The sequence below is a fragment of the Ureibacillus sp. FSL K6-0165 genome (assembly GCF_038004285.1).
Lineage (GTDB): Bacteria > Bacillota > Bacilli > Bacillales_A > Planococcaceae > Ureibacillus > Ureibacillus thermosphaericus.
In genome coordinates, this window is the sequence record NZ_JBBOQS010000001.1 from 977,974 (window position 1) to 996,076 (window position 18,103).

The 18,103-nt window shown below is 35.3% G+C and carries 16 protein-coding genes and 1 riboswitch; of the genes, 12 read left to right on the forward strand and 4 right to left on the reverse strand.

Translation table 11 applies throughout. The annotated features are described in order from the left end of the window. Positions 1-103: 103 nt before the first annotated feature. From NST00_RS04860 to NST00_RS04875, 4 genes are all read left to right on the forward strand, one after another. A complete protein-coding gene (locus NST00_RS04860) occupies positions 104-595 on the forward strand; it encodes a GNAT family N-acetyltransferase (protein ID WP_016838947.1) in 492 nt (163 codons plus the stop codon). Between the two features lie 195 nt (positions 596-790). Continuing rightward, a complete protein-coding gene (locus NST00_RS04865; protein WP_040764737.1) occupies positions 791-1,822 on the forward strand; it encodes a fatty acid desaturase in 1,032 nt (343 codons plus the stop codon). 90 nt (positions 1,823-1,912) lie between these two features. Beyond that, on the forward strand, positions 1,913-3,040 hold the full coding sequence (locus NST00_RS04870) for a sensor histidine kinase (protein WP_026019111.1): 1,128 nt from the start codon (positions 1,913-1,915) through the stop codon (positions 3,038-3,040). Then, complete coding sequence (locus NST00_RS04875) at positions 3,040-3,648, forward strand: response regulator transcription factor (protein WP_026019112.1); 609 nt, start codon at positions 3,040-3,042, stop codon at positions 3,646-3,648. The genes NST00_RS04870 and NST00_RS04875 overlap by 1 nt, the downstream gene beginning before the upstream one ends. A gap of 52 nt (positions 3,649-3,700) precedes the next feature. Here the strand turns inward: NST00_RS04875 and NST00_RS04880 are convergent, their stop codons facing one another. The 3 genes from NST00_RS04880 to NST00_RS04890 form a co-directional block, all read right to left on the reverse strand. Continuing rightward, on the reverse strand, positions 3,701-4,678 hold the full coding sequence (locus NST00_RS04880) for a proline dehydrogenase family protein (protein ID WP_016838951.1): 978 nt from the start codon (positions 4,676-4,678) through the stop codon (positions 3,701-3,703). A gap of 82 nt (positions 4,679-4,760) precedes the next feature. Beyond that, positions 4,761-5,534, reverse strand: a complete 774-nt coding sequence (locus NST00_RS04885) for an ABC transporter permease (protein ID WP_016838952.1) — start codon at positions 5,532-5,534, stop codon at positions 4,761-4,763. A gap of 3 nt (positions 5,535-5,537) precedes the next feature. Then, on the reverse strand, positions 5,538-6,266 hold the full coding sequence (locus NST00_RS04890; RefSeq protein WP_016838953.1) for an ABC transporter ATP-binding protein: 729 nt from the start codon (positions 6,264-6,266) through the stop codon (positions 5,538-5,540). 224 nt (positions 6,267-6,490) lie between these two features. Between NST00_RS04890 and NST00_RS04895 the strand changes: the two genes are divergently transcribed. The 7 genes from NST00_RS04895 (at position 6,491) to guaA (ending at position 15,620) form a co-directional block, all read left to right on the forward strand. Further along, a complete protein-coding gene (locus NST00_RS04895; RefSeq protein ID WP_016838954.1) occupies positions 6,491-7,951 on the forward strand; it encodes a nicotinate phosphoribosyltransferase in 1,461 nt (486 codons plus the stop codon). 9 nt (positions 7,952-7,960) lie between these two features. Further along, entirely contained in the window at positions 7,961-8,794 is an 834-nt protein-coding gene (gene nadE / locus NST00_RS04900) for an ammonia-dependent NAD(+) synthetase (protein WP_340709686.1), read from the forward strand. A gap of 200 nt (positions 8,795-8,994) precedes the next feature. Further along, positions 8,995-9,342 (forward strand): hypothetical protein, encoded by a 348-nt coding sequence (locus tag NST00_RS04905; protein WP_016838957.1) that lies wholly within the window; start codon positions 8,995-8,997, stop codon positions 9,340-9,342. A 369-nt stretch (positions 9,343-9,711) separates the two neighbouring features. Further along, positions 9,712-10,656: an AAA family ATPase gene (locus NST00_RS04910; protein WP_016838958.1), complete on the forward strand. Its 945-nt coding sequence runs from the start codon at positions 9,712-9,714 to the stop codon at positions 10,654-10,656. Further along, positions 10,653-11,837: a DUF58 domain-containing protein gene (locus NST00_RS04915; RefSeq protein WP_340709687.1), complete on the forward strand. Its 1,185-nt coding sequence runs from the start codon at positions 10,653-10,655 to the stop codon at positions 11,835-11,837. Before NST00_RS04910 ends, NST00_RS04915 begins: the two co-directional genes overlap by 4 nt. Then, on the forward strand, positions 11,834-14,005 hold the full coding sequence (locus NST00_RS04920; RefSeq protein ID WP_016838960.1) for a transglutaminase TgpA family protein: 2,172 nt from the start codon (positions 11,834-11,836) through the stop codon (positions 14,003-14,005). Before NST00_RS04915 ends, NST00_RS04920 begins: the two co-directional genes overlap by 4 nt. A 67-nt stretch (positions 14,006-14,072) precedes the next feature. After that, positions 14,073-15,620 carry a glutamine-hydrolyzing GMP synthase gene (guaA, locus tag NST00_RS04925; protein WP_016838961.1) on the forward strand — a complete coding sequence of 516 codons (1,548 nt, stop codon included), beginning with the start codon at positions 14,073-14,075 and terminating at the stop codon, positions 15,618-15,620. Positions 15,621-15,833: 213 nt separating this feature from the next. On the opposite strand, the gene NST00_RS14955 is transcribed toward guaA, so the two are convergent. Continuing rightward, positions 15,834-16,076, reverse strand: coding sequence for an S-layer homology domain-containing protein (locus tag NST00_RS14955; protein ID WP_083839540.1), 243 nt, complete (start codon positions 16,074-16,076; stop codon positions 15,834-15,836). A gap of 343 nt (positions 16,077-16,419) precedes the next feature. Continuing rightward, positions 16,420-16,521: riboswitch (purine riboswitch) on the forward strand. Positions 16,522-16,654: 133 nt separating this feature from the next. Here NST00_RS14955 and NST00_RS04930 point away from each other — a divergent pair. Beyond that, positions 16,655-17,986, forward strand: a complete 1,332-nt coding sequence (locus NST00_RS04930) for an NCS2 family permease (RefSeq protein WP_016838963.1) — start codon at positions 16,655-16,657, stop codon at positions 17,984-17,986. The last annotated feature ends 117 nt before the right edge of the window (positions 17,987-18,103 follow it).

An 18,103-nucleotide genomic window follows, 5' to 3' on the forward strand; every position in this document is an offset into this window, starting at 1 on the left:
GTGAACGCCAGTTTTTGTGACAATATGGGTTTATGAATAGTTGCGCTTAACGTGATGAAAAATGTTTGGGAGAAAACACACTGTAGCAAGGGGGAGATTCATAATGATTCGGCCAATGATAATGGAAGATTTAGCGAGTGTATTAGAAATCTATAACGATGCCATTTTGAATATAACATTTGTATACCGATTAGAGCCAGAATCTTTAGAAGAAAAAAAGAAATGGTTTTTAGATAATGAAAAGGAAAATAATCCGATGCTTGTCTATGAAGAGGACGGGAATGTTATAGGTTTTGCTACATATAAAAAATTTCGTCCCAGTGATGGGTACAAATATACGATGGAGCACTCTGTTTATGTATCATCTAAACATCAAGGGAAAGGAATTGGTAAAAAACTTTTACAAACATTAATTGAGGAAGCGAAAAATCGGGAAGTAAGAACGTTAATTGCTGTCATTGACTCAGAAAATATAGGAAGCATTAAATTTCATGAACAGTTTGGTTTTTGCTTTGCAGGTAAATTAAAAAATGTGGGCTATAAATTTGGTAAATGGTTAGACACTGTCTATTATCAATTAGACTTGCAATCATAAGGATGCAATAAGCTCAATATGGCGAATAAAAAACAAGATTCATCTCAAATTATGAATGAGATGAATCTTTTTTTAGTACCAACTTTTTCGTATATGACATTTGTAATATAAAATACATGATATTTGAGTCTATTGGAAACACTTATCCAATTGTACGATGAACATAACAAATAATCATAGGAACAGGTGAAACAAATGTCCATGTCAGATGCAGAAAAGACAAAAAAGCTTCGTAAAGATGTTGCTCCTTTTGCAAAATCGGAAACAAAGATAAGTATAATTCAGATAATGAATACGATAATTCCCCTCCTTATCATTTGGGGAATTGGATATGGTTTCGCGAATACAAATCCATGGATTGGCGCTTTTTGCGGAGTGCTTGCTTCTGGATTTGTAGTGCGCACGTTTATAATTTTTCATGATTGCACTCATGGCTCATTTTTCAAAAGTAAAAAAGCGAATGATCTCGTTGGTAACATCACGGGAATACTCACTTCCTTCCCTTATGCCAAATGGAGGAGGGAACATTTAATTCACCATGCAACAAGTGGCAATTTAGATAAGCGCGGCATTGGTGATATTGATATGTTAACGGTAGATGAATATTTGGCTCTTTCGAAAATGAAACGACTGGCTTATCGTTTATATCGCAATCCATTTGTAATGTTCGGATTAGGGCCTTTGTATTTAGTGTTGGTGTTGAATCGCTTTAATCGTAAAGACGCTAAAGAAAAAGAGCGATTAAACACATATTTTACAAATGTAATGGTACTATGTATTATTCTCTCTTTGATTATGGCATTTGGTTGGCAGGCAGTATTGCTAGTACATGGTACTACGATGTTTATTGCAGGAGCTCTTGGGATTTGGTTATTCTATATTCAACATACGTATGAAGATTCTTATTTTGAATATGACCCGGAATGGGATTATGTAAAGGCGGCAGTAGAAGGAAGTTCATTTTATAAACTGCCAAAGGTACTTCAATGGATTACTGGGAACATTGGATATCATCATGTCCATCATTTAGCGCCAAGAGTACCAAATTATTATTTAGAAGCCGCCCATAATTCCGTACCGCCACTTCAAAAAGCGACAACTATTACAATTAGAACGAGCCTTCAATCGATACGTTATAAATTGTACGATCCAAAAAAGAAAAAGTTTGTAACTTTTAAAGAGGTTGAAAAAGTGTATGCTGGAAAAGTAAAGTCGGTTGAGGCTTAAATGAGAAGTCCCAAAAGTATGTATAACCTACTTTTGGGACTTTTTAGTTTATCCATGTATAATGAATAGAAAAAGGACTTGATGAAAGCAATGCGTAGTTGGTACATGATTTTTCCAAAAAGTAAATGGATCAGTATATATATATGGATTATATTCTGTATTTTGCCTTTCTATTTTCTTGTTCGTACATTATCTCACATCCAGATTTTTTTCGGCGTAGTCATCATTTTACTCTATTTTTTATTTTATTATTTTTCCTTCCAGTCGAAAAACGGACTCTTATATATGTGGGTCAGCTTTGACATGGTGCTAAATATCATCATGACATTATTTTATGGCTATGTGTATTTAGCTATATTTACCTCTTTCTTTATTGGGAATATAAAAAGTACTGTCGGATTTTATATCATGTACGGTTTACATATTGGGTTTACGATTGTGTCAATTGTTGTTGGCTATTTCATTGAATTGGAGTCTTTCCTCGACCAAACGCCATTTATTATTATCGCAGTAGTTGGGGTAGTTATTTTGCCGATTGCCATTTATCACCGTAATAAGCAGGAAAACTTGGAAGGCGAGTTAGAAAGTGCGAAAGAGAGAATTGCAGAACTTATAATCCATGAAGAAAGGCAGCGAATTGCAAGGGATTTGCATGATACATTAGGGCAAAAACTATCCATGATTGGATTAAAGAGCGACCTAGCAAGTAGGCTTGTTGAAAAAAATCCGAAAGCGGCTATTCAAGAAATTAAAGAAATACGACATACGGCGAGAATTGCATTAAAGGAAGTACGGGAGCTCGTTTCCAATATGAAAGCGGTGAAGTTGAGCGATGAATGTATACGTGTAGAGGAAATGTTACAAGCTGCTGAGATTCACTATCAGTTGATTGGGGATGTCCATAAACTGAAAATACCGATATTAGTCGAAAATGTGTTAAGCATGTGTTTAAAAGAGGCAGTAACAAATATCGTAAAGCATAGCGGTGCAAAACATTGCAAAATCGAAATTCAACAAAATGAAAATGAAGTGATGATGATGATAGAAGATGATGGGAAAGGACTCAATAAAAAAGTTGGATATGAAGGGAATGGATTAAAAGGGATACGAGAACGATTAGAATTTATTAACGGCACGTTAACTATTGAAAATAATCCAGGAGCTAAATTAACAATTACCATTCCCCTTACTATTACTCATCAGGAAGGAAGTGTATGATGATTCGAATCGTGATAGCTGAAGATCAAGGGATGCTACTTGGAGCGTTGAGCTCACTATTAAACATGGAAGATGATATGGAAGTAGTTGGGCGTGCAAAAAATGGTGAAGAAGCAGTGCGACTTGTCAATGAATTAAAACCAGATATTTGCATTATGGACATTGAAATGCCAGTAAAAACCGGTTTAGATGCTGCTGAAGAATTAAATGGAAAAACAGATTGTAAAATTATCATTTTAACGACTTTTGCAAGACCTGGTTATTTCGATCGAGCAAGAAAAGCGGGAGTAAGAGGATATTTACTAAAAGATAGTCCGATTGAAGAGTTAGTAAATGCAATTCGAGTCATTATGGAAGGAAGAAGAATTTATGCTCCAGAACTCGTTGATATTGTATATGATGAAGAAAGCGAAAATCCATTAACTGAACGAGAAAGCCAAGTGCTAGAGCTTGTTGCAGAAGGAAAAACAACAAAGGAAATTGCTGCCGAACTATATTTATCAACAGGAACTGTAAGAAACTACATTTCCACTATTTTAGATAAGCTTGGGGTTGGAAATCGAATAGAAGCCATTTCTCGCTTTAAAGAAAAAGGATGGAATAAATAAAAAATGAAGGACATAACAACGTTTTGCTTGTTATGTCCTTCATTATATTTAATTATTTATTTTTCTTTGTAACGCGGCCTAATGCAAAGGCAGCAGCCATTAAACCAATAATTGTGTTTGTCTTTTTATTGAATACTTGTCTTGTTACAAGGTTGATGTTTTGTGGACGTTCCGCAAGTCTGCGCATGAAGTATCCGTACCAGTCTGAACCAAATGGAACATAAGTACAGAAATTATAGCCTTCTTTAGCCAATTCTAACTGCATATCTTTACGGAATCCATAAAGCATCTGGAATTCGAATCTATCTTTTGGAATATTATGGTCTTTCACAAATTGTTTAACATGATTAATTACGTTATGGTCATGAGTTGCAATTGATGTAAATTTGCAATTCAACAAGCTGTATTCAATGATTTCAATAAAGTTTAAATCAATATCTTTTTTATCTTGATAAGCAACAGTTGGAGATTCTTTATAAGCACCTTTTACAATACGAAGGCGGTAATTTTTATATTTTTCCGCGTATTCATTTGATTTAAAGAAATATGCTTGAATAACAGTACCTACGTTATCATAAGTTTCTGATACTTTTTCCATTAAGTCGAATGTTGGTTGAAGTAAATCGTGAGTTTCTTGGTCAAAATTCACGTGCATATTATATTTGTGTGCAGTTCCAACAATTTCCATGATATTATCATAACAGAAATCGAAGTCAATTTTTAAACCAAGTTGAGAAGGTTTAATTGAGATATGTGCATCAACACCATGTTCATGGATAGCTTCAATTGTTTCGATAATATATTCTTTTGCTTTAATCGCTTCTGAACGTTCGTTAACAAACTCACCAAGTACATCCACAGTACAAGAAATGCCGTGAGCATTTAGCTCTTTAATACTTTCAATAACTTCAGGGATATTTGTACCAGCAACAACGCTTTGTGCACCGAGTTTTAAACCGTATTTTTGTGCGGCTTTATTTAAAAGTTGATTTTCTGATAATGCGATGAAAAAATCTCGTAAAACTGGCATAGATGATCTCCTCTTTTCATATAAGTTGTAGTTTAAGTTCATTATATCACACAAGAATTATAATACTTTCAGTTAATACTTGTTAATCATTATTTTTTTGTGACAAGTTATGTGTGATAAATTGCATTCGTTCATTAAATAACGTTGGATAACTTAAGAAACCAATTAAAATGCTGGACAAAGTCGCTGTTGTAAGTAAGCCAAATAAAATTAATAGTTGGAATTGCACTGCTTGCACTGGATCGGCACCACCGATAATCTGACCGCTCATCATTCCGGGTAGTTGTACTAAGCCAATCGTTTTTTGACTTTCAATGGTAGGGATTACGCTTGTTTTAATAGCATTTATCAATTGATTGTGAATGGCTTGCTTAGGAGTGCCACCAAGAGATAATATCAGTTCTATGATTTCTACATTTGCCTCAATTTCTGCTGTAAACCGGTTTAAAAATAAAATGGACAACACCATGGAATTTCCTAGCAACATCCCGCTGATTGGAATAATGTATTGGGCGGTAGGCGGAATAATTTGAAAACCAATCAAAATCCCTTGAGTCACTATTTCAATAACAATCAACGTAAAAGCAATTTTCCATGTAATTCCTTTGATATTTTTTCCTTTTTTACGGGCGTTTAGTGTAGCTACCGTGATCATCAATAGCACCATTAAAATAATATAAAAAAAACTCTCGGAATCAAAGACAAATTTTAATACATAACCGACAAAAAATAGTTGGATAACAGATCGAACGGTTGCGATGATTGTGTCCTTTTCCAAACCTAATTTTAATGTTTTGGAAAGGATGAGTGGGATGAGTACAAACGCAAGAGTCAATGCGAGGGAAGTATATGTCATGTTTTACGCCTTCCCCTCTACGAATTGTTGAATTCGTTTGTTTGTACTATGATCAAGCAAGCTGCTTTCTCCACTTTCAACGAGCTCCCCACCCATCATCACCCAAGTATAGTCACCAACTCTTTTTGCCTGCCCCAAGTTATGTGTGATCCAAATGATTGTCACGTTATATTTCCTATTAATGCTTAATATTAGTTGTTCAATTTCATTTGTTGATGTTGGGTCGAGAGCGGATGTGATTTCATCTAATAAGAGTATTTTTGGTTGGTTCATTAATGTTCTAGCAATCGAAACTTTTTGTTTTTGTCCACCAGATAAATTATGGACATCTCTGTATAAAATATTCATATCTAATGAAACGTCTTCTAAGGTTGAGATCGCTTTCTTTTCCGATAACAATTTGTTTTGTAAAGTCATTGGTAAAGCTAAATTATCATATACTGTTCCTCTAATTAAAGGAGCATTTTGAAGGGCAATTCCAACATATTGACGCAAGGAAGTCGGGCTGAACTCATTAATATTCTTGCCATCAATTATAATATCCCCTGATGTTGGTGAAATTAATCCATTGCACATTTTCAGAACGGTAGTTTTTCCTGCTCCAGATGGACCTACGATCGTTGTAATTTTTCCCTTGTAAAAATCGCCGGTAACATCTTTTAATATGAAAGAACTATTTTTTTCGTAATGAACGTGTTCAAAATGAATGGTAACTTCCAAAGGTTGCGTCATAACAATCTCCTATTCAAAATGTTGATAATGGTCAATAAGTGATATGTGAAGATGCTAAGGTCATCATAACTTTTATATAGAACAAAAGAAAAATAATTACAAATTATATGTGTTATTACAAAAAGGATGTTTATAATAATTAAATATAATTTATTTAAAATTTCGATTAGAATAATGGAATAGTGTATACTAGGACTAATGAATAATGGAAGAAGGAGTTCCTAATGAAAGAAATATATAAGGATGATTCATTAACTTTGCACACAGATTTATATCAAATCAATATGGTGGAATGTTATTGGGCAGACGGTATTCATGATAGAAAAGCTGTATTTGAAATTTTTTTCAGAAAACTTCCTTTTGGGAATGGATATGCCATCTTTGCAGGGCTTGAACGGATTATTGAATACTTAAAGAATTTCCGTTTCACTGAAACAGATTTGGCCTATTTACGAGAGTTAGGATATGATGAGGAATTTCTTAATTATTTAAGTTCTTTACGTTTTACAGGTTCCATGTATTCAGTAGTTGAAGGGGAAGTTGTTTTTGCTAATGAACCGATTGTTCGCATCGAAGCTCCCCTAGCAGAAGCCCAACTAATAGAAACAGCCCTACTAAACATTATTAATTTTCAAACATTAATTGCAACAAAAGCGAGCCGTATAAAGCAAATTGTAAAGGAAGAAGCTGCTGCAGAATTTGGTGCTCGCCGTGCACAAGAGATGGATGCAGCTATTTGGGGAGCACGGGCTGCAGTCATTGGCGGTTTTGAATCAACTTCCAATGTTCGTGCAGGGAAAATATTTAATATACCTGTATCAGGTACCCATGCTCATGCGTTTGTCCAAGCTTATAAAAATGAATACGATGCTTTTAAAGCCTATGCAAGACGTCATAAAGATTGTGTATTTTTAGTAGACACTTACAACACGTTAAAATCAGGCGTACCAAATGCAATACGTGTAGCTAAAGAATTAGAAGGGCAAATCAATTTCGTCGGAATTCGTCTTGATAGCGGTGACATTGCCTTTTTATCAAAAGAAGCGAGACGTATGCTAGATGAAGCTGGCTTTACTAATACTAAAATTATTGCATCCAATAATTTAGATGAATACACCATCCTAAACTTAAAAGCTCAAGGGGCTAAAGTGGATTCTTGGGGAATTGGAACGAAACTCATAACTGCCTACGATCAGCCGGCATTAGGTGCTGTATATAAAATGGTCGCGATTGAAAATGAGCTAGGTGAGATGGAAGATACATTAAAAATTACTTCAAATGCTGAAAAAGTAACGACACCAGGATTAAAAAGAGTGTTTCGCATTGTGAATAAAGAAAACGGAAAAGCAGAAGGGGACTATATTACAATGGCGAATGAAAACCCGCAAGAAGAGAAGCGTCTAAAAATGTTCCACCCTGTGCATACGTTTATTTCAAAATTTGTTACAAACTTCGAAGCGAGAGAATTACATAAACAAATCATCGATGAAGGTGCCATCGTATATGAAAGTCCTTCAGTGATGGAAATGCAACAATATGCAAAGGAAAGTCTAGAATTATTATGGGATGAATATAAACGCTCTCTGAATCCTGAAGAATATCCTGTTGACCTTAGCCAAAAATGTTGGGATAACAAAATGCAAAAGATTCAAGAAATTCGCGATGCGATTGAAAATATCGAATAATTTAGGGGGATGCTCTTGGAAAGTTTACAAAAACAAATTATTGAAGAGTTGCGTGTACTTCCGAAAATTGATCCAGCAGAAGAAGTTCGAAAATCCATTGATTTTTTGAAGGAATATGCAAAGAAACATCCGTTTGTTAAAGGATTTGTCATCGCAATTAGCGGTGGGCAAGATTCAACACTAGTTGGAAAACTGACTCAAATGGCAGTGGATGAGTTAAATGCTGAAATTGGCGAGCAGATATATTCTTGTTACGCGGTTCGCCTTCCCTACGGTGAACAAAAGGATGAACAAGATGCTCAAGATGCGTTAAAGTTTATCCAACCTACTAAAGTTATTACAGTTAATATTAAAAAGGCGGTAGACGCTAGTGTTGAAGCATTGAAAGAAGCGGGAATTATTTTGAACGATTTTGCAAAAGGAAATGAAAAAGCCCGTGAACGAATGAAAGTGCAATATTCCATTGCGATGATGACAAACTCGGTTGTTGTTGGTACGGATCATGCCGCTGAAGCAATAACAGGTTTTTACACAAAATATGGCGATGGTGGAGTCGATTTAGTTCCGATTTTCCGTTTAAATAAGCGCCAAGGAAAACAGTTGCTTAAATATTTAGGGTGTCCTGAACATTTATATATGAAAACACCTACAGCCGATTTAGAAGATGAAAGACCGCTATTACCAGATGAAGAAGCTCTTGGGGTTACTTATGAAATGATTGATGATTATTTAGAAGGAAAAGCTGTTCCGGAGGATGCAAAAAAAATAATTGAAGGCCACTACTTACGATCAAAACATAAACGTCATTTACCTATCACAATCTTTGATGATTTTTGGAAGTAAATGAATATCATTTTATGAAGAGAATTCGCATACATTATTTGTAGCGAATTCTTTTTTTATATGCATTAATTGTATTGGAACGAAAAAATGAAAATATAAATTTAGTACAAATTTCATATTGTAAAATTTCATTTTAATCAATTTGTTCCGATAATATAATAAAAAAGTTGGTAAATAAACAGGGAATGGAGGTGAGCGCATTGAGAACTTCTCGTATTCAACCTGTTGCGAGTAGCACTTATTCGAAGCAATATTTACACACAAACAATGAACAAGTATTTCGAGTGATGGATGAAGGAAGAGGAAATCATCCGTTTTCGAAGAATCCTCGAGAACAGCGGAAAAATCGAAGTAAAAGTAGTGCTGTTCAATCACGCTTATCCAATACGGTTTTAAATCGCAACGCAAAAAAAATGTTTATTGTAGGGCAACAATTTGATGGTGAATCGATGGAAAAAATGCGAAAAAGATTATTACAACATAAAGAGAAAATCAAGAGGGCAAGAAATAAGAAAGTTCTCATCCGCGCTTACCGCACTTCTATTTGAAAACAAGATATAAAATAAATGGAAGAGCAATGTTTTACAGCCAGTAACAAAGATATGAAACAATGGTGAAATTTTAGATTTGGAAGGATTTATCCATAAAGTATAAACGTTCCATCACCTCGCGTCTTTTATAAATCTTTGCTCCTTCTGTAGTTGCTATCCTTATCGCAAATGGGCCGTCTCAAAATCATTTCAGACGGTCCATTTTTTTGTTTAATTTTTCGGTAAAAGGTGGAAACTATACTAATGTATAATCTTAACTTTTTTAAATTCTAATTAGTTGTCTTTTATCTGAAGGTTCGTTTATGCTTTATTTATGTTATTTTGTGTAAATTCTGACTTTTACGCAAAGATCAGGAGGATTTATGTATGCATCCAAAAATTGAAATGATAATCAAAAATATTGAGAAAGTAATGATTGGAAAACGAGAAGTCGCAGAATTGAGCATTGTCGCATTGCTTGCTAGTGGACATGTACTGCTTGAAGATGTGCCAGGAGTAGGAAAGACAATGATGGTGCGTGCTCTTGCGAAATCCGTGAGCGCAGATTTCAAAAGAATTCAATTTACTCCTGATTTGTTACCTTCTGATGTCATTGGCGTTTCAATCTATAATCCAAAATCATTGCAATTTGAATTTAGACCAGGTCCGATTGTTGGAAATATTATTTTAGCAGATGAAATTAATAGAACTTCTCCTAAAACGCAATCGGCTTTACTTGAAAGCATGGAAGAATCATCAGTGAGCATCGATGGAGAAATGTTTGAGTTACCGAAACCGTTTTTTGTCATGGCTACACAAAACCCGATAGAATACGAAGGCACATTTCCTTTACCAGAAGCACAGTTAGATCGTTTTTTAATGAAAATTCATATGGGCTATCCAACAGCACTAGAAGAAATAGAAATTTTAAGAAGAGCTGAAAAATCAGCACCGATTCAAAATTTAGAACCAGTGATTACAATAGATGAATTGTTAGCGATACAAGACGAAGTGAAAAACGTCTATGTAGATGATTCGGTAAAAGGCTATATTGTTCAGTTGGCTAGAGCCACTAGGGAAGAACCAAATGTATATTTAGGAGTTAGTCCAAGGGGAACTCTTGCATTAATGCGAGCATGTCAAGCATATGCGAAAATACACAATCGGGATTTTGTAAAGCCTGATGATGTACAATACTTAGCTCCCTTTGTTTTCAGCCACCGCATTATTTTAAAACCGGAGGCACGCTATGAAGGATTGACGGTGGATGAAATTCTAAACAATATCATTACAAAGTCTGTCATCCCTATTAGAAGGTTTGTAGAAAAATGAGTTATTGGAACAGAATATTCAGCAAGATCGGTCGCTTTATCGTCAATATCTTATTAATTCTAATTACCTTCAGTTATGCCATGTTTCAAGGTGGGTTTGTCAGTTGGTTTTTATTTTACACATTAATTCCATTTTTGCTTTATTCCTTAGTTCTCAACTTTATTCCTGTACGCATAGAGGAAGTTAAGAGGGAAATCCACCCTACCAAACTAGTGAGAGGCGATGGAGCGTCCGTCACAATTCATTTTAAAAATAAAACATGGTTTCCATTAGCATTTGTAACAGTAAGGGAGATTGGACTGAAAGATGATATTGTTGCAAAGTCTAAAGGGTGTTCAAACATTTTTTTTGCGGGATTTAAAAGAAGCTTTCATTGGACGTATGAGATACCTGAATTAGAGCGAGGAGTTATTGAATTTTCAACATTACAATTTACTTTTACCGATTTTTTTGGTTGGACGGTACGACATAAATTTGTAGATGTAAAACAAAAGGTAATAGTATATCCAAAAATAACGGAAATGAAATATCGCCAATTCCAACGGCATATTGATCAAGGTGGAGTGTTAGCTCCTTTTGCTTTCTTGAAAGATACTACTTTGGTTTCAAGCGTTAGAAATTATCAAGCTGGCGACCGGTTTTCTTGGATTCATTGGAAGTCATTTGCGAAGGATGAAACGTTAAGGACGAAAGACTTTGAAGTGCGGCAAAGCCATGAAGTAATGCTTGTGTTAGATGCTACTGTGAAAAGACATTTTGAAGAAGTGGTGGAATTAGCAGCATCAGTCTTGCAAACCATTGTAAAAAATCATGGTGAAGTATCATTTTTCATTGCAGGAGATGAACAAGTTTTTTATCCACAACTGAAACAAAGTCAATTCGGGAATATTATGAAACAACTATCGTTGGTGGAAGCGATTGATTCAAAAAATATAGAATGGATATTAACAAGAGAGGGCAAGACACTCGATTCTTTCATGCTGCTTTTTACAGGTGAATTAACAGAGTCGTTAAGAAATTTCTTTATGAATCACTCGAAAAAGACAAAAGGAATTATTTGTTTTGTCTTGTCATCCCAACAAGAAATAGGACAAGCGAGGGAAGAGTTTTTCAACGTAACTATTATACCAATTACAAAAGAGAGGTTTAGTGATGTCTTCACGGAGGTGATAAAACCGTGAAAAATGGAGCTTATAAAACAATAGAACTTGCACTATATTACGTTCTTATTTTTTTTATATTACGGGAATGGTTGACGCCTATCATGAGCATTACAGGAATAGGGTATGTGGATTTAATCTTGTTATTTATTGCTCTGTGCCTCGCTATTAGTTTGTTCCGTTTACCAATTTTTATTTCATGGATTATGAAAATATCTTATATTTCATGGTTTATCGTTTATGTGTATAGTGATTTATCGATTTTTTCAAATGAAGGCATTCAGTTTCTGTTGAATGAATTATTGTACAATTTTGCTTTGATGTTTCAAGGAGAATTTTTTCATATAACGAACTCTTTCCAATCTATTTTATTTTTTATTCTCATTTGGATGCTTGTTTATTTAGTACATCATTGGTTAACGGTAAGAATGAATATTTTTTACTTCCTTGTGTTAACGGTAGTATTCATTGGTATTTTAGATACATTTACTGATTACGATGGGACGACGGCCATTGTTAAAGTCGTGCTGCTTGGATTATTAATGATGGTATTTTTGTTTGTGAAAAGGCTCATGTTGCAATCAGGTATATCGTTCAATTGGTATAACTATTTAAAACTTGCATTACCTGTTCTGCTGATGATAGGAATGGTTGTATTGGTAGGGGCGTTATTGCCGAAAGCATCCCCACAATGGCCAGATCCTGTTCCGTATATCAAAACTATGGCAGGACAAGGAAATGGGTTGGGCGGCCCTGTGAAAAAAATCGGTTATGATGAAGATGACTCCCAACTAGGAGGATCGTTCGTTGGGGATGATACAGTTGTTTTTATTGCTCATGCTACGACAAAGCAATATTGGCGGGTTGAAACAAAAGATGTATACACGTCAAAAGGTTGGGAGACGTCGCATTCAGATGAATTGGCATCCATTCCACTTGGGGAGCCGATTCATCATTTTCACTCATTGCCAGTGGGACCTGATGAAAAAAGGCAATTTGCCCATATAGAACTAAGATACCCATACGATTTTATTATTCAACCGTATGGACTTATTTCCATCGATGCAAGAACAGACGTGGAAAACCCAATTCGTCTGATTATGAATCTTGAAACGGAGAAAATATCTACAGATTATGCTGGGGAGTTTTTGTATCACGTTGAGTATAGCACTCCGGAGTATTTATATAGCGATTTGACTTCAACAATTCAACAACCCATTGATTCTAGCATTCAGGAAAAATATTTACAGTTGCCAGAATCCCTACCTCAAAGAGTCATTGATTTGGCAAAGGAAATTGTTGAGGGGAAAGAAAGTGATTATGATAAAGCTCGCGCAATCGAAAGCTATTTTCGTTTAAATGGCTTCCGCTATGAAACGGAAGGGGTGCCTGTTCCTGATGAGGGCCAAGATTACGTTGATCAATTTTTGTTTGAATCAAAAATCGGTTATTGCGACAACTTCTCAACAGCGATGGTTGTCATGCTGAGAGCGGTGGGGATTCCAGCTCGTTGGGTTAAAGGGTTTGCTGGAGGCGAAGTGATTGCAAGTGACGGTGATTTAAAAACATATGAAATTACAAACAACGATGCTCATTCTTGGGTAGAAGCATATATTCCAAAGGTTGGATGGGTTCCATTTGAACCAACAATTGGTTTTACTACAAATCGTAACATTCATTACGATTTTGAAACGGATGCTTATCAGGATGATATGTTAACAGTAGATGAAGATACGGAACCTGACAAACTAAAAGATGAACAAAATGAGGAAATGAAACAACGTAATGTTGAGTTTACAAGTTTTAAGAATTGGCTTAACCATATCGGACCTATATTAAACATTGCCTTTATTGGAATAGTTATGGCGAGTATACTATTATTTATTTTCCGCAAAAGATGGATGCCGAAATTGTATAGTCGGTGGCTGAAACATCAAACTATTAATGAAGCAACTTTTGAAATCATTTATTTGAGACTGTTGAAAGTGTTGGAATTAAACGGATTGCAGAGGAAAGAAGGTCAAACGTTACAATCTTTTGCGAAAGAAGTTGATGAAATATTTTCTTCTACACATATGTCACAGATTACGGAAGCCTACGAAAATTATATCTATGGTAATAAACAGCAAATTGACTACGGAAAAGTGAAAGAATGTTGGGAAAATTTAATCAATCGCACTAGTAGTTGATTTTATATATGAGTAAGAGTAAAATTTAAAAAATTATAAGGCAGTAAATATAGAAGAGGTGTAAATCGTGACGACTCAATTAAAAGAACAAGAAAAAATCGTTGTTCTCGACTTTGGAAGTCAATACAATCAATTAATTACCCGACGAATTCGTGAATTTGGTGTATTTTCGGAGCTCTTGCCTCACACACTTTCTGCTAAAGAAATTAAAGAAATGAATGCGGTAGGGATTATTTTTTCAGGTGGCCCAAATTCAGTATATGACGATAATGCTTTTAAAGTCGATGAAGAGATTTTTAATTTAGGTTTACCGATTTTAGGAATTTGTTATGGTATGCAATTAATCGCCCATACTCTTGGCGGTAAGGTAGAAAGCGCAAATACTCGTGAATATGGTAAGGCAGAAATTGAAATTACAAAAGACAATCCATTGTTCGGCGACCTTCCAAAAGAGCAAGTGGTTTGGATGAGTCACGGCGACCTTGTAACTCAATTACCTGAAGGTTTCGAAACAATTGCAACGAGTCCAAGTTGCCCAATTACTGCAATGCAAAATGAAGAACGAAAATTATATGGCGTTCAATTCCATCCAGAAGTGCGTCATTCTGTTCATGGAAATGATATTTTACGTCATTTCGTATTTGATATTTGTGGCGCAAAAGGCGATTGGACAATGGAAAATTTCATTGATTTACAAATCAAAAAAATCCGCGAACAAGTAGGCGACAAAAAAGTATTATGTGCCCTTTCAGGTGGTGTGGATTCATCTGTTGTTGCGGTATTAATTCATAAAGCAATTGGAGACCAATTGACTTGTATGTTTGTCGACCACAACCTTCTTCGTAAAGGTGAAGCGGAGAGCGTAATGGAAACATTCGAAGGTAAATTCGGAATGAAAGTCATTAAAATCGACGCTCGTGAACGCTTCATGAACAAATTAAAAGGAGTAACAGACCCTGAACAAAAACGCAAAATCATCGGAAATGAGTTCATCTATGTATTCTCCGATGAAGCAAGCAAATTGAATGATATGGATTTCCTAGCACAAGGAACTTTATATACAGATATCATTGAGTCTGGTACAGCAACTGCTCAAACAATTAAATCTCACCATAATGTTGGTGGCTTACCAGAAGATATGAAATTTGAATTAATTGAACCATTAAAAACATTGTTCAAAGACGAAGTTCGAGAACTAGGTACTCAGCTTGGTTTACCGGATGAGATTGTTTGGCGTCAACCATTCCCAGGTCCAGGTCTTGCTATTCGCGTATTAGGAGAAGTAACAGAAGAGAAACTAGAAATCGTTCGTGAATCCGATGCAATTTTACGTGAGGAAATTGCAAAAGCTGGCCTTGATCGTGAAATTTGGCAATACTTCACTGTATTGCCTAACATTAAATCTGTAGGTGTTATGGGAGACCAACGCACATATGATTATGCGGTTGGTATACGTGCGGTAACTTCCGTTGACGGTATGACTAGTGATTGGGCACGCATTCCTTATGACGTGTTAGAAAAAATTTCTACTCGTATCGTAAATGAGGTGCCACATGTAAACCGCGTACTTCTTGACATTACATCTAAGCCACCTAGCACAATCGAGTGGGAGTAAACAGAATACCTGCTTTATGAATCAACAATCGACTTTCCTTTATCCAGTTCTTCATGGATAAAGGAAAGTTTTTTTGTGTTTTTTATTGCTTGTACAAAGCAGAAAAAGATTTGGCCATGTATGAAATATAGTATTGATATTTCTTATTTACATCACAAAAAAATAAAAAGGATCATCCAATCCAATGATTGAATAATCCTTCAAATGCGGTCTTTATTTCGAAGATGCATTCAGCGAACGCATGATGAACGTTGCAAATTGTTGTCTCGTTACAGGAGCGTACGGATTATAAGTTGTCGGAGTTGTTCCTGTTGTAATTTCATGATGGTAAAGTACTTCGATGTTTTTGTATTGCTCATATGAAGGGGAGATGTCTGTGAATGGAAGATCACTTTTCCCCTGTAATTGGAATGCTTTAGTTCTTTTGGAAATTATTGGTGAAAGACGGAGGAAAATGTTTGATCAACTCATTCGGTCAAAAGTGCAATGGCTAGTGGATAACGATCAGGAAATTATCGAAACTTTAGCGATGAACTTAATAAACAAGCATTTGGAGATATGATATATCACGAAGTACTAATATATCTCCAAAAATTGAAATGCTCCCTAATAGGTGGATAAAAAGTGAAAAATCCAACCTATTAGGGAGTTTTTTATTGTCATAAGAAAACTTATAAAAGAAAATAGGGAACATAATTTTTGGGAAAAGCGGAATGAATTTCACGAACTTTATTTTAAAAATATAAAAAAATGTTCGTGATTAGGGTTGAAAAGCGAAAAATAAGATGATATATTACAGGAGTAAAAATTAAAAAAACGTCGTATAATGTCGAGAATATGGCTCGATAGTCTCTACCAAGCTACCGTAAATAGCTTGACTACGACTTTATAGATAGAATTCATGCTTCTATGAATTCGTTTATAAAAGTTGTAGTCATGCACTTGTTGCATGACTTTTTATTTTTCGTATGTTATTCGAAAGGTAGGACATACTGAAGCTATCTGGACATAGGCGACGAGAGACGGAGGAAAATATGAAAAAATATTTTCAATTTGATGAACTAGGAACATCTTATAAGCAGGAGATTATCGGTGGTATTACAACCTTTCTAGCGATGGCGTATATTTTGGTTGTAAACCCATTAACGCTAACGTTGGCAGATATTCCTGATTTACCAGATGAATTAAGAATGGAATACGGTGCGGTATTCGTTGCAACTGCAGTTTCTGCTGCAATAGGATGTTTCATCATGGGGATTTTTGCAAAATATCCGTTGGCTTTAGCGCCTGGCCTTGGGTTAAACGCATTTTTTGCTTACACTGTTGTACTATCTCACGGAAGTCCATGGCAACATGCATTAGCAGCTGTATTCATTTCATCTGTCTTCTTCTTTATTTTAACTTTAACTGGTTTACGTGAAAAATTGATTAATGCCATCCCGATGGAATTGAAACTTGCGGTAGGTGCAGGTATCGGTTTATTTATCGCGTATATCGGATTGAAAAATGCAGGAATTATTGTAGCGAATGGAGCAACAGTTATTGGGATGGGGAATTTAAAAGATCCTCAAGTGTTGTTATCTATTTTTGGAATCTTAATAACAGTAATATTAATGGTTAGAGGATCTAAAGGCGGCGTTTTCTATGGTATGGTCATCACGGCTATCGTTGGTATGATTTTTGGACTTATAGATAAACCTGCGTCTATTTTATCAGCTCCTCCAAGTATTGCGCCAACATTCGGTAAATTATTTACAGCATTTTCTGATCCAAGCTTTTATTCATTATCAATGCTTTCAGTAATCTTAACATTCTTATTCGTTGACTTTTTCGATAATGCAGGAACGCTTGTTGCGGTAACAAACCAAGCTGGATTTGTAAAAGATAATCGTTTGCCACGTGCAGGCAGAGCGTTGATTTCAGATTCAATCGCATCAATGATCGGTTCTATTTTCGGTACATCAACGGTAACATCTTATATTGAATCATCATCAGGTGTAGCAGCAGGTGCAAGATCGGGATTTGCTTCTGTAGTAACAGGATGTTTATTCTTATTGGCATTGTTTATTTCTCCAGTACTATCTGTTATTACAAGTGCGGTAACGGCACCGGCATTAATTATTGTAGGTATTTTGATGGCTGCTTCATTACGTGAAATTGAATGGAATAAATTCGAAATCGCAGTACCATCTTTCTTAACAATGTTTATGATGCCATTGTCTAGTTCGATTGCAACAGGTATTGCGGTAGGCTTCATTTTCTATCCGATTACAATGATCCTTAAAGGGAGAGTTAAAGAAGTTCATCCGATTATGTATGTATTTGCTATACTCTTCTTATTATATTTAACGACATTGTCAGAATAACCTATGAGGGAAAGCAGAGAAGCTGCTTTCCCCATTTTTTTTTATTCATATCTAATGGATGAATAAGTTTTTAATAGTAAAAATAATATGAATTGTTTTTTTATTCATCAGATGCTT

What these genes read in the sequence shown, in the direction of transcription:
- NST00_RS04860 (WP_016838947.1), top strand. Translation starts at nt 104, where the DNA reads ATGATTCGGCCAATGATAATGGAAGATTTAGCGAGTGTATTAGAAATC.
- NST00_RS04865 (WP_040764737.1), top strand. Translation starts at nt 791, where the DNA reads ATGTCCATGTCAGATGCAGAAAAGACAAAAAAGCTTCGTAAAGATGTT.
- NST00_RS04870 (WP_026019111.1), top strand. Translation starts at nt 1,913, where the DNA reads ATGCGTAGTTGGTACATGATTTTTCCAAAAAGTAAATGGATCAGTATA.
- NST00_RS04875 (WP_026019112.1), top strand. Translation starts at nt 3,040, where the DNA reads ATGATTCGAATCGTGATAGCTGAAGATCAAGGGATGCTACTTGGAGCG.
- NST00_RS04880 (WP_016838951.1), bottom strand. Translation starts at nt 4,678, where the DNA reads ATGCCAGTTTTACGAGATTTTTTCATCGCATTATCAGAAAATCAACTT.
- NST00_RS04885 (WP_016838952.1), bottom strand. Translation starts at nt 5,534, where the DNA reads ATGACATATACTTCCCTCGCATTGACTCTTGCGTTTGTACTCATCCCA.
- NST00_RS04890 (WP_016838953.1), bottom strand. Translation starts at nt 6,266, where the DNA reads ATGACGCAACCTTTGGAAGTTACCATTCATTTTGAACACGTTCATTAC.
- NST00_RS04895 (WP_016838954.1), top strand. Translation starts at nt 6,491, where the DNA reads ATGAAAGAAATATATAAGGATGATTCATTAACTTTGCACACAGATTTA.
- nadE (WP_340709686.1), top strand. Translation starts at nt 7,961, where the DNA reads ATGCTCTTGGAAAGTTTACAAAAACAAATTATTGAAGAGTTGCGTGTA.
- NST00_RS04910 (WP_016838958.1), top strand. Translation starts at nt 9,712, where the DNA reads ATGCATCCAAAAATTGAAATGATAATCAAAAATATTGAGAAAGTAATG.
- NST00_RS04915 (WP_340709687.1), top strand. Translation starts at nt 10,653, where the DNA reads ATGAGTTATTGGAACAGAATATTCAGCAAGATCGGTCGCTTTATCGTC.
- NST00_RS04930 (WP_016838963.1), top strand. Translation starts at nt 16,655, where the DNA reads ATGAAAAAATATTTTCAATTTGATGAACTAGGAACATCTTATAAGCAG.